Source organism: Sporosarcina sp. ZBG7A (genome assembly GCF_000813425.1).
In the GTDB taxonomy this organism is placed as follows: domain Bacteria; phylum Bacillota; class Bacilli; order Bacillales_A; family Planococcaceae; genus Sporosarcina.
Genome location: NZ_JWIB01000028.1, coordinates 1 through 12,772, shown reverse-complemented (window position 1 = coordinate 12,772; position 12,772 = coordinate 1). Strand labels below are relative to the sequence as shown.

The window sequence follows — 12,772 nt, the reverse complement described above, 5'->3', positions numbered from 1 at the left end:
TAAAATCGTTGCTAATTCAGTGGTCAAAATGCAGGGAATTGAAGTGATTTATTTAATTTCTTCAGCAAAAATCCATCCCTAGATCCTAACGGAAATGTTAGTTAAATGGTACAGGGTTCATACAGTATCGCGTTAATTTCGTAATATAATATAGACTAAATAAATAATGTAGACGGCGACAAGCACCAATCCTTCACGCTTTCCAATTTTGAAACCGGTCCTTGAAAAAATCAATAATACAACAGTCAGTACAATCATAAACACAACATCAATTAGTACCTTATCGTTCACCGCTAATGGAGAAATTATAGACGAGGTACCAAGTACAAATAGAATGTTAAAAATATTACTCCCTACGATATTCCCAAGCGCAATTTCACTTTCTTTTTTCAAGGCAGCTGTAATAGATGTGACAAGTTCAGGAAGAGAAGTCCCTATTGCAATAATTGTTAGTCCCACCAATGTTTCACTCATACCAAGAGAGTAGGCAATTTTCGTACCATTATCTACTACCAAATCCCCTCCAAATATTATTGCAGCAAGACCTAATATGGTAATTAATATATTTTTACCCCAGCTGATGTTTTCAGGTACTGGTTCGTTCGTTGCATTTTTCCGGCTTTTTAGTCCAATCTCAATAACATAATACATAAAAATGGAAAGGAACAGCATAAAGATGAACCCATCACCGCGTGAAATCATGTTGCTGCTGAACCCCTGCAATACAATGTCACTCATAAGAATAAACATGGCCACACTTGCGAGTAAGGTAAATGGAATTTCTTTTCTAATAGTCTCACTTTCAACCTTCAAAGGATATAAAATAGCAGCTACTCCAACAACGAGAGTAATGTTAAAAATATTGCTGCCAACTACGTTTCCCACTGCAACATCTGCAGTTCCTTCCAGTGCTGCAATAATACTGACAGTCGCTTCCGGAGAACTTGTCCCAAAAGCTACAATTGTTAACCCGATTAAAATAGGCGGAACTTGGAGCAGTCTTGCGATATTGGAAGATCCGTCAACAAAATAGCCAGCTCCTTTTATCAACAATGTAAATCCAACAATTAATAAAATATATGCCATTGGTTTGTTTTGCCCCTATCCTATTCACGTATTTTCACTATTACTTTCTGAATCACTTTAATTACATACCCGGTTATGACGGAATATAAAAGCGGTTCACGTAAAACCGCTTCTATAGGAATCACTTGTTCAAAATGAACGCCCGATTCCAGAATATTGGTCAGCGAATAAATATTTCATCTAAATTAGTCACTACTTTTACTTCTCTCATGACTGTTACAGATACTGTTTAACCAATTCTACATGTTCTGAATGGTTCCCCTACAAGTACACATTGTCAATACTTTACTGATCAAAACTCCTTTCTGAACTCTCATCACAAACGGCTCCGATTATGAAGAATGAGCGCTGGTCTTTGTTTATGAACAGCCCCCTTTGCCTAATAACAAAAAAGCGGAAGACAGTCATACAACCTTCCGCTTTGAGCCCTCAGTTTTTTATTATACCAATTACATAGCTTTCATACAGTTTTAAACATCATTCCCCCCATTTAGACCATCATTCGCCAATAACCCAACTTTGTCGGCTAGAAACTTCCCAGACCTTGACCTTGAACTTGAATGTATCATCTTCTTTGGCTTTTATGTAGACCGAAGGCAATTCCAATACAACGCATTACTTTATACGAACAACAAAGAAAATACTCACGATGAAATAATATATAGCTAGTATTGATAAAGAATCTGTTAACACAATTAATAAATCATTACTCCTAATAAGAAATCTCCATAAGAAAGAGCTAACTATGAAGATTGTTGGGAATAATAGAAAATACCCTAAAAAATAGATCTTTTGTTTGGTCATTATATCCCCCCTATTCTGCAAATACAGACTAGTATGTATAATGCGGGCGCAAATTCTTCTGCAAGAATTGCACCCGTCACTTGAATAAGACCACTTAACTTTTAACTTGCATTGAGCTCATACAAAAAAATCATCTAATTGTGCAGGGTTTTAATTTTTATAAAATTCAAAATATAGAAGTCTTTATCAAATATCTCCTTTAATCCTTCTTCAGAATATCCTTTACCTCCTTTTTTTCTCTGAATTCTTAGTCAAATAATTAGTTATTGCAATACATCCCCACCAATCTGTTTTGACTATTGAGCTACTGAAACGGCCCTTTAAAAAAAGTTGCTAGACTTACTTCGCACTCCGCAGTCGTAAATATACCCCCACTCTCATTAGTTTTTCCAATGGACCCTGTTTAAAGTATTTCAAGTAAAGAGTACTGACGACTATTTGACAAGTAAAGATGACCGCTCCTAAAGCAACTCCAGCTGCAACGCCTAGTCTCGCGAATAAACCAAATCCATATCCATAAAAGATAAATGTACATATAACAGTTTGCATGATGTAATTCGTTAACGATAATTTCCCTACGTTTTCAAAAAACGTTAACGTGCGCGGAAGTTTAGAATAAGCGAATGCAAATAGACAAATGTATCCGATTGGAAGAACAATTCCACCAAGCATCTCCAAATTAATTTCATCAAAAAGATATGGTGTACTTTTTAATAATAGACCTATAGGTATGAGTATTAATAAACCAGTTAAGTATTTTCTTTTATCTTTTATAGGATTAAGAAACCATTTCATTTTGGCCGCATACATCCCAAATAAAAACATCGGACTTAATAGAAATGGCAACAGTAAGAGCATGAGAGTAGCCTCTGCTGACCCAAGTTCCAAAGGATCTTTATTCAGACGATGATCTTTAATTTCGCTATATGTTCCAGCACTATAAATAGTCATTGTTTCATTTAGATAAGATGTCATTTTGGCTTCACTCGTTAATTCAAAATCTTCACCAGAATCGACTAAGCTTACTGCCGTAATTAGAGAAAATAAAAGGACGACCCATATCAGTATCGTTTTTGGTTTTCGCATAACAAAAGGCAAAAGGCAAATCCCCATAATTCCGTACACAAATAAAATATCCCCCTCCCATAAAAAAATGCTATGTAAGAGTCCGAGTCCAATTAAAATAATCGACCTTCTGAATAAATGCCATTTAACTTTTAGTTGTTTTCTCTCAAGACTTTTCTTCATTAATATGAGTGAATAGCCAAAAATGAAAGTAAAAATAGGCATGAAAGCACCTTCTATAAATATCTTAGTAAAATAGTAAAAACCTAAGTTAGTGGATGAAAGATTGAAATAACCTATTTCATCTTTTCCGAAAATCCCGTATTGAAAGATGAGTAAGTTTGCGAGAAGAATACCAAATAGACTCCATCCCCTTATTCCATCGATTGTTCCTATTCTTTTTATTGATGTCGACAAAGTATTATTCCCCCTATGTGTTAATTTGAAAATTTATGTTCCAATGCTTTTTTTGTTTCTTGTCATTATCTTTTCATCCATTCAAAAAAATATCTTCGAGGTTTGGTTGGTCCGCTGAGATTCGGTGAACGCCAATCCCGTTGTTTACGAGCAGTCGAACGACTTCCTGGATCATCTCATCATTAGTTGCTCTGAAACTCATAGTAGATTCTAAAACGTCTAGAGCTCCTGTGATACTAGTAGCCTCCATGAGAAGTTGACTGGATGGCCTTCGGGATATTGCCATGACCACTTCAAGTGACTCTGTATACTTCTGTTTAAGTTCAGAAAGCGTTCCTTCATTTACAATACGGCCATCTTTCATAATCGCGAGCCGTGTACAGATCTTTTCAACTTCGTCTAAATTATGCGAGGTCATGAAAATAGTCGTTCCTTTTTTATTGAGGTCAAGGAGAAGCCGTTGGATATGAATTGCTGATTCAGCGTCCACTCCTGAAGTCGGCTCATCAAGAATGAGCAAGTCTGGTTCATTAATAATTGCTTGTGCAATGCCCAACTTTTTTTTCATACCGAATGAGTATTTGCCGACTTTTACAGCTGCATGTGGGACAAGTCCGACCTTCTCCAAGACTGTAAGGCATTCCATTTTCGACTTTTTAGCCCCTTGCAATGAGGAAAAATAGCTTAGGTGTTGCAGGGCAGTCATTGATTCATAAAATGCGGTGTAATCAGGTAAGACGCCGATTCGTTTTAATATTGTATTGGTGTTTTTTAATTCGAGTAAGGAAATCTCGCCTGTTGTTGGTTGAATTATCCCTGTTAGCATATTGATGAACGTCGACTTTCCGGCACCGTTACGTCCTAAAAATCCAAATAATTCACCTTTTTTGATGTGTAGATTAACCGAATCGACTGCTTTGGTACGGCCGTATGATTTTGTTAAATTCCGAACTGAAATGGCATTCATTATACATCCTTCTTTCTAAATAAATAAATAGCCAACAGTATATAAACAGTTGTAAAAGCAAAATTAACAAAAAAAAGCATATTATCATCTTCCAAATAATTATAAGGAGTGGCATATTTAAAAACAGAGAGAACCCACTTATCACTAAACATCGCCCAAAAACTTAAGATGGGAAATGCGATGCCCAACAGAATGCTAATAAATGAAGAGAAGATTGGCTTCTTAATAATCAAAGAAAGTATTAAAGCCAGTCCAACAAATACAGATATGAATGAAGCTGATTGGAAAAAAGCGAGAAATGAAAAATAGCCAGATAAAATGAAAATTAGTAAGTATGATATTGTAATAATGGTAAACCAAAATATTAAATGGCCAATTACTTTTCCTAGTACGATTTTTTGGCGTTCGGTTTTTGTAATTAAAAAACGCATTGTCCGTTGTTCAATATCTCGATTCATCACATCATGTGTAAGTATGAATGCAAATAATGGTCCGAAAATTAAGATAGCAAACGATAAACCTATCGAATGTACCATCGCTTCACTTCCAGAAACGGATAAATCATTTTCGTGCATCATGTCGAAGGAACTCTTTAATAGTTCAGTAACACTTACGCCGGCATACGCACAGCCGAGTAGAAACAGTAGAACGAGAATTGATTTAACGCTTTTTAATAGTTGTAAACTTTCATGCTTAGCAATAACCCACATACAAAACCACCCTTTCATTTGTTACTATATAGGGTGAATCCTATAAGAATGTGACTGGAACCTTAACAGAGTCTTACATATGGAGGTAATTTAGTGGAACAGGCAAAAATACTTGTGTTAGATGATGAACAAGCTATTGGGGACATGGTAGATATTATTTTACGCAAGGAGGGATTCTTCGATATTGATGTATGCTTAACTTACCATGAAGCAGAAATTTTCATTCTTGAAAAATCTTATGATCTATATATATTGGACATTATGTTGCCTGATGGAACTGGTCTTAAACTAGCAGAACAAATCCGAAAACGATCAGACGCGCCGATATTCTTTTTGACAGCAAAATCGTCTGATGCAGATAAATTACGCGGATTCATACACGGTGCTGATGATTATATTACGAAACCGTTTAATCCAATGGAACTGGCAGCGCGTGTTAAGGTCCAAACAAGCCGATATCTGTCTGCAGTAAATAAAGGGAGAAACCGTTATGACTTCGGACAGTTTCAACTAGACGTGGACGCTGCAGAATTGATTGTAAACGGAGTTATCACCCAAATTCCAGGGAAACAATTTCATCTCTTGAAACTGTTTTGTGAGCATCCGAATCAGGTTCTTTCGAAAGAGCAACTTTATGAAGCTGTTTGGGGATTGGATAGTTTTATAGATGATAATACGATTACGGTTCATATTCGTAGGTTACGAGAAAAAATCGAAATTGATCCTAGCTCTCCAAACTATTTAAAGACCGTACGTGGCATTGGCTATAAACTTCAAACTGAGGGAGAGTGAAGGTGTATTGTCTAGTAAGATTACACTCCGGTTTGTTGGTTATTTCTTTATCTTTTATTTAAGTGTAGCTGTAGCTTCTATACTTATTATTATCTTCTTAGCCGTTAAAGGGTTAAGTGATTTTAATGCATATACAAATATCCGGGAAGCAGATATTGACACAATCGAGAGTCACATTGAGAAGGATGCAGAGGGAAATTTCCTGTTTTCAAATGCACTAAAGAAAAGTGCAGAAGAGAGTGGCGGAATCTTACAACTTATTGATAATGAAGGAAACATAATTACTTCTTCTGCTGAGAAAAGTGAAATCCTTTCCAAGTATAAGTTTACGGATTTTATTGAAATGTCTGCTGACAAAGGTTCGTATATATGGTTGCTTAAAAAAGGACGGTCCCTGCTATTCATTGAACGGACAGATAGCGATATACTGTTGAAAACACTTATGACTTCTAAAAGTTTTCCCGAAATTACTATTGATCAGAAAAAAGTATTAGAAGAGCATAAAGCCATATTTGAGCTCTACGACACAGACGGTAGTATTATCTATAAATCTAACGATAACGTTAAAGATGCGTTGAATGGGATGGAATTGCTTGAAATGTCACAAGTTCTAGCTGAGCAAAAAGAGATAAAAACATCTAGAATACTTGAGGATGGAACAACGGCTGTCGTTAGAATGCCTAATCCGCATTATGCTCCCTTTAACACCGCTATGATTAATTTCATGAAAAAATTTCTTATAGGCATTACTCTTTTTCACAGCATTCTTCTACTATTTATTATTCTATTTTCGTTTTGGATAGGTCAAAGATTTGGAAGACCTGTTTTTTATTTCATGAAGAAGATTGAAAAGTTGTCTAGAAAAGATTATGGACATATAGAAGATCACAAAATACGGAACAAGAAAGATGGACGATTAAAGAAGAAGTATAGAGTATATGAAGATGTGGATGAGTCTTTGATAACATTGGCTGAAAATCTGGAAGAGAATGAACGAAAACTACAAAAGACAGAGCAACTTCGAGAAGATTGGATTACCGGGCTATCGCATGATTTGAAAACGCCACTTAGTTCAATTTACGGTTATTCGGTGATGCTCGAATCGAGTCATAAGTGGACGAGTGAAGAAGTGCAGAAGTTCGCGTCAGTTATGCAAGAAAAAGCAAGCTATATGGATGCACTTATTAACGATTTAACCTATACGTATCAGTTGAAAAATGAGGGCGTGTTAATTGAGATAGAAAATATCGAGTTGGGTGCATTTATTCATAAATACGCTAGTCAAGTTGATGAAGAATCTGTTACCTTTCCAAAAGGAGGCACATCTATTTGGGTCGCCATTGACCCGAAGAGATTTAACAGGGTGTTAGACAATGTTATTAGTAATGCGATTAAGCACAACCCCGAGGGTACACCAATTCATGTAGACATACACCTAGAAGATGATTGGGTTCTACTTGAAGTGCGAGACGAAGGGATAGGCATGTCAAAATATATGATGGAGAATCTATTCAATCGCTATTACAGAGGAACGAACACGACCTCAGGTGATACTGGAACAGGGCTTGGTTTGACGATCGCCAAACAATTAGTCGAAGCGCATGGTGGTAAAATAAATGTAGATTCAAATAAGTATGGGACAACAATTACGATTAGGTTGCCGCTCGTGGAGGACATAAAGGATAGAGGAATAACTCCCAATTGAAACCTTGTCGATAGCACGTATGAAATTAGACTGGGAGAGGTAGACAGATTGGTGGGAATAATGCGATTTAAGATTTGCCAAGTATATAAAGACCTCGAATCAGAAGTGCATTTCATAAATTCAAATCAACAATATACACATTTAGAAATGCATTGGAATAATTTCAATTAATGAAATGTTGCAGCACAATTTGGTCACACTGCGGATCGCCGGACATTTCGAGAAAGTCGTAAAAAAACCCTGATTTAACAGCATTCATAAACGCTAATAGAAGTGGCCCCGGGTATCATTAAAAAGGCTAAACAAATTATGTTTAGCCTTTATTTTTCATATTCAATTTCCCTGCTTTTTTGAAGTGAATTCCTAGTTTTGTTAATGCACGCGATTGTGACAGACAACTCATTCCCTAGTTTGTAACAAAGACTCGACCTTTTCAGCTATATACTTCTTTAAAAGAGTGAGTTCATCCTGATTAAAAGAAATATTAATTTTATTACCCGTGTAGTTGTTAATCGCTTTTTCAACTGTGGTCCGTAAATCTTGCGGTAATATTCCTAGTCCCCAGTTACCCGCTTCTTGCTTTGATGAAATAACCCCTTCTTTTAGATACCAAAATACCCTTATTAAATTTAAAGAACAATAAACTGGTTCATTTTCAATATTTCGTATACAGTCTTTGAAATCACCCATTATTGATGATATATAGTCTGACTGAGGAACGATAGGAAATACCTCAGCAATAGCATCGCCATATACACATATCCCCCTATGGCTGGTTACTGTAATATGGGCTGCTAAATCCGTATCAGTGCTTTTCTCCTTTTGTAAAAAATTAAACGTCTCACTTATCAAAGCATCCTGATACCGTTTTCTCCAAAATTCACTATAATGAAAATCGAATGGACAAGGGTGCTTCCAGTCCTTTAACTGCTCCTTGTTTAAAAAACTAATTTCAACTGGGAATGGGGAATTTGAATATTCCAGGAAAAAATGTGCCAATAACCACTTAATTTCGACCCCTATTGCTTTATTTGTAACAACCAAAACATCGATGTCGCTACTCCTAGGGTTAAAACCACCCATCGCCAAGGAACCGTGTATATAAAAACCCACAAAATTTTCTTTTATTATCCTTTGTATACCTTTATTAAGGTTGCGAATAAAATCCCTTACCTCCTGGGGACATGTTTCCCAATCATATCCCATTTTGCACTTCCTATTCTTGTTCGTATTCAATCAGTTGTTAAACAATCAATGACACGTTTCAGGCACAGCGTTATTCAACAACTGCGCCCATTAGTTGTAAGAAATATAGTTTGAGTTTTGACATCAGTTGCTGTTTGCAAGATAACCCACAAACATAAATATGAAAAAGCTGAAAAACATAAGTGTATTAGCGACGATTAACCAATATTTTCTTATCAATGCTGCGAATGCAATCCCGACTGGAGCAAGAATAAAAGTCACCAAAAATAAAGGACTAGCTACTCGGAAAACTATATTAGGAATCCAAACGAGGATACAAATTAATAAGCAAGACAAGGATATTATTTTGAATTTCTTGTTGTTCATTCCACGTCCCCCCTTACTATTGAACACAATAATGCACCTACTACAACTTTGCAAAATGACCCAATTGATGTACATCCATTGCTCAGCAATTGAGCTCAATAATTTAAAAGGTTATTTAAAAACTTGTTAAGTTCAAATTTTATTTAGGTGGATCGAAAAGCTCATTTTTATTTTCCTTGTCCTTCCAAACTCCAATAAGTAATACTCCCCAAAGGATAACGTAACCTAATCCAAGTATCTTAACAATCCATGATCCAAATCCGAATATCCATACAGAAATAAAATAAGCAAAAAATGTTAAAACTGTTAATGCCAATAATCCTGGTCTTTTTTTAATCAGTACTCACTCCTTCTCTACAGAAAATGGCCAGTTTGCGACATAAACGAAATAGCTTATACCGCAAACGCCCCTGTTTATTTAACTTCTAAAGAAAAAGCATAGAAAGCATCACCGTGGGATAAATCTTTATCTTCTTCATCCATCCACCAGACGCCATAACTATAAAAGTATATGCCCTTTTCATTGGGAGCTGTAAATTGATTGTTTTTCACTTCAATTTCCATTTCATCATTATCACTCTTTACCTGTGAAAGATGCATTTTATTAGGCTTTGGTGTGTAATCCATATTCAATGTGACTTCCTCACCAGCCTTAATTTGGATAGGCTCTTTATCCTTTAATAAATCTACTGGACCAGCAGTGTCGACACATTCACCTGTCTTTTTACCACCAGTAGAACTGATTTCCCAACAATATGTACCTAATACTGTTTCATATTTTTCACCATTAATTTTTACAACTACATTTGGTGGTTTGTTTCCGCTTAAAATCGTGCCAGCACTTTTATCATTTGAAGCCCCGCAAGCACCTAATATCAACGCAATGAACAAAACTCCTAAGAAAGTAAGTTTTTTCATTTTTTCTCCCCCTTTATAAAGGTTAGTCGTTGATGCTATAGAAAAGTTTCAAATATATGAAAATGGCCCGTTTGTGAAAGGTTACTGAACTACGATATTCCCTACTTATTGTGCACTACCTGCCGTACTTTTAAATTCAACTTTCAACACATAATTTCCTTTTTCAGATGGAAATTTAAAATCGGTATATGCACTCGTTGTAATTTCGATTTGTTCTTCATCTTTTAACAGAACAGCCGTTATTTTAGAGTCTGACCAAATATCTCCACCATTTCTTTTATTCTCTTTAAACTCTAATGTGGCATCTTGGTTTGGAGAGACTTTTATTTCATCTTGAGATTGAGCAAATTTTTGAATATCCGTTATTGTTTCATGTACATTCTCACTTTCAGTGTTCCAATGGATATTAGCTTCTACTAATCGTTTTTTCAGTGAATCCATTTCTAAATGGGCCGTAGGAACACCTACATCGTAATCCTCCCCAATGCACCCTGTTAGAGTTAAAACTAAAAGTAATCCTATTAATAATTTCAAATTTAATTTCATATGACACCTCTCTGATAGGTATTGGATTTCACTAGACAGAATTTGCAAGAATTTGGCCCGATTGTTTAGACTTCTTCTCGACCAACCACATTTTTGATATATCTTGGTAACCTAGCTTTAAATACAAAGGATGTCCAGTTTGACTAGAAACAAGGACAATTATGCAGAATATTCACACATTCATTTTTTATTTTCCTTTTTTACTAAATAAAGAATGAAAGTGATAATCACAATTCCTTGGATAACTATAACAAAAAACCCTGTTTTTGCCTCTAAAGTACTTTCTACAATCACATAACTAGTAGAATTCAATGCTATTGCACCGATAAATATCCAAATAAACTTCATACAATTCTCCTCATTCTTGCTGAGTTCACTTTACAATTTGGCCCGTTTGAAGAACGGATCATATTAGTGAATTGCCCCCGTTAATTTAACAAGCATGCCATTATGCTATCACCAAATGAACGAACATCCGCTAAATAATCGAAACCGTTTGGAGAACCGAAGCTGTTAAATGCACGTACCGCAACAAGGTCATATTGGGGAATAACCAATAAAGTAACTCCCGTGTAACCTAGAATTTGGAATGAACCTTTAGGTACAAGTTCTCCAATTTCTGATTTACTTGCAGGTAATTCCTTAACAAACCATAAGAAACCGTTTTGTGGTAATTCTTTATCTATGAGATCTGGACTTTGTAAGGATGTAGCCATGTTTATTATTTCACTTGAAACAATCTTTTCACCATTTATATATCCTTGTTTGAGGTGAAGGTATCCCCACTTGGCCAATTCTCTCACAGACACGTACATATTTCGTTCATTCCCAGAAACGCTTTTTCCATCGTACCAGCTCGAATTATCCGAATCTCTTATAACATCTACCAGATTTTCGTTTACCTCTGAATACCAGCCCGTTTCGGTAAAGCTCATTTTGTTAAATGCTTGTTCAGCTAGAATTTCTGCAATGCTCGTTCCCGTGGCATTTTCAATGACTTTCGTTAACGTATCAATGCCGATGCCCCGATAAGCCCAACTTTCTCCGGGCAAGAATTCTCTTTGGGTTTCCTTCCCATTACGTTTTAATCCATGCGTATGCGTTAAGAGATGCCTAATGGTAATCCCTTCGAAAAGTGTAGATTCATTATCCGAATGGTATTCAGTGACCAAATCATCGATTGACTTTATAAACCCTTCATAAACAGCATATGCAGCAGCAAAACCAATGTAGTTCTTTCTCACTGAAGCAACATGGAATTGGGTGTCTTCTTGAATATGTCTTGCACTAGAACCTTTAGAATGTTTCCCCCAGTATTCTTCTGTTACGATTTCGTCATTTTTTATAATAAAAACCGCTGCACCAGAACCGTCAACTACTTCAGAAGTTTTTTTGACATGTGATACAACAGTCTTAAAATCCTGATTTATCTTTTTGTTAATAATCATGTTCCCCCTGCTTTCCCGTTAAATCGTATCCTCTATTGCACGACTTCGTTATTCATTATTGTTCCATTTGAAACGTTAAAAGGTTTATTATTAAACTAAATGATCAGATTACGAAATAGACAAAATCACTTATAACACAATCGCACCCGTATCTGGAATAGTGTTAAACAGTTCTTTTTGCAAAGATTTCTTTAACAAATCTCTCTTTGAAGTCTGTATATTCGTTTACTCCTGTTGAAGATGCTTTTAGATAATCTAGTTTTATTTCCAAATATTGCTTCCTTGCGTCTTCATTTGAGTTTAGATGGTCTCTAAAAAAGATAAGATTGTTCCAAAGTTCTTTTCGATATTCGACTAAGTGGATAAAATGAGTCTTTTCTTTGTAGGTGTCATCGGAAAACTTTGCTAGAACAATCTCCCCAGGTCTTTCAACTCTCAATCTTAAGAAACCTGCCTTACTAAAGCTTTTCAATAACGGTTTATCCACCTCTTGTAGATCATCAATGCCTACTACGATATCGATTAATGGTTTTGCTGACATACCTGTGATCGCTGTACTTCCAATATGCTCAATGCGATAACCCTCAAGCTTTGTGTACTTCATTATTTCTTTTTTGACTTTAATAAATTCATCTTTCCATTCGGGTGTATAGCTTTCTAATCTGACTTCATCGTTTTTCAGTCCTAATTGCAAAGTATATTCCCCCTTAGTGTTTTCCTGTAAATGGCCCGTTTGAAGAAC

The 12,772-nt window shown here is 35.8% G+C and carries 12 protein-coding genes; 2 read left to right on the top strand and 10 right to left on the bottom strand.

The annotated features are described in order from the left end of the window. Positions 1-132: 132 nt before the first annotated feature. The 4 genes from RL70_RS10595 to RL70_RS10575 form a co-directional block, all read right to left on the bottom strand. A complete protein-coding gene (locus tag RL70_RS10595) occupies positions 133-1,086 on the bottom strand; it encodes a calcium/sodium antiporter (RefSeq protein ID WP_039043369.1) in 954 nt (317 codons plus the stop codon). Between the two features lie 1,143 nt (positions 1,087-2,229). After that, a complete protein-coding gene (locus RL70_RS10585) occupies positions 2,230-3,372 on the bottom strand; it encodes a DUF418 domain-containing protein (RefSeq protein ID WP_039043367.1) in 1,143 nt (380 codons plus the stop codon). A gap of 73 nt (positions 3,373-3,445) precedes the next feature. Next, a complete protein-coding gene (locus RL70_RS10580) occupies positions 3,446-4,339 on the bottom strand; it encodes an ABC transporter ATP-binding protein (RefSeq protein WP_039043366.1) in 894 nt (297 codons plus the stop codon). Next, entirely contained in the window at positions 4,339-5,049 is a 711-nt protein-coding gene (locus RL70_RS10575; RefSeq protein ID WP_039043365.1) for an ABC transporter permease, read from the bottom strand. The genes RL70_RS10580 and RL70_RS10575 overlap by 1 nt, the downstream gene beginning before the upstream one ends. A gap of 93 nt (positions 5,050-5,142) precedes the next feature. On the opposite strand from RL70_RS10575, the gene RL70_RS10570 reads away from it, so the two are divergent. Continuing rightward, positions 5,143-5,841: a response regulator transcription factor gene (locus RL70_RS10570; RefSeq protein WP_039043364.1), complete on the top strand. Its 699-nt coding sequence runs from the start codon at positions 5,143-5,145 to the stop codon at positions 5,839-5,841. A 7-nt stretch (positions 5,842-5,848) separates the two neighbouring features. Then, complete coding sequence (locus RL70_RS10565; RefSeq protein ID WP_052245906.1) at positions 5,849-7,546, top strand: HAMP domain-containing sensor histidine kinase; 1,698 nt, start codon at positions 5,849-5,851, stop codon at positions 7,544-7,546. 399 nt (positions 7,547-7,945) lie between these two features. Here RL70_RS10565 and RL70_RS10560 read toward each other — a convergent pair whose 3' ends face one another. From RL70_RS10560 to RL70_RS10535, 6 genes are all read right to left on the bottom strand, one after another. Next, the gene (locus tag RL70_RS10560) at positions 7,946-8,752 is read right to left on the bottom strand and encodes an aminoglycoside adenylyltransferase domain-containing protein (RefSeq protein WP_052245905.1); all 807 of its coding nucleotides are present in this window, start codon (positions 8,750-8,752) and stop codon (positions 7,946-7,948) included. Between the two features lie 780 nt (positions 8,753-9,532). Then, positions 9,533-10,036, bottom strand: coding sequence for a hypothetical protein (locus RL70_RS10550; RefSeq protein WP_039043362.1), 504 nt, complete (start codon positions 10,034-10,036; stop codon positions 9,533-9,535). A gap of 105 nt (positions 10,037-10,141) precedes the next feature. After that, the gene (locus RL70_RS10545; RefSeq protein WP_039043361.1) at positions 10,142-10,582 is read right to left on the bottom strand and encodes a hypothetical protein; all 441 of its coding nucleotides are present in this window, start codon (positions 10,580-10,582) and stop codon (positions 10,142-10,144) included. Positions 10,583-10,762: 180 nt separating this feature from the next. After that, a complete protein-coding gene (locus tag RL70_RS17885) occupies positions 10,763-10,930 on the bottom strand; it encodes a hypothetical protein (RefSeq protein ID WP_156137963.1) in 168 nt (55 codons plus the stop codon). 80 nt (positions 10,931-11,010) lie between these two features. Next, positions 11,011-12,030, bottom strand: a complete 1,020-nt coding sequence (locus RL70_RS10540; protein WP_039043360.1) for a serine hydrolase — start codon at positions 12,028-12,030, stop codon at positions 11,011-11,013. Positions 12,031-12,193: 163 nt separating this feature from the next. Next, entirely contained in the window at positions 12,194-12,724 is a 531-nt protein-coding gene (locus RL70_RS10535; RefSeq protein ID WP_039043359.1) for a GrpB family protein, read from the bottom strand. Positions 12,725-12,772 lie beyond the last annotated feature (48 nt).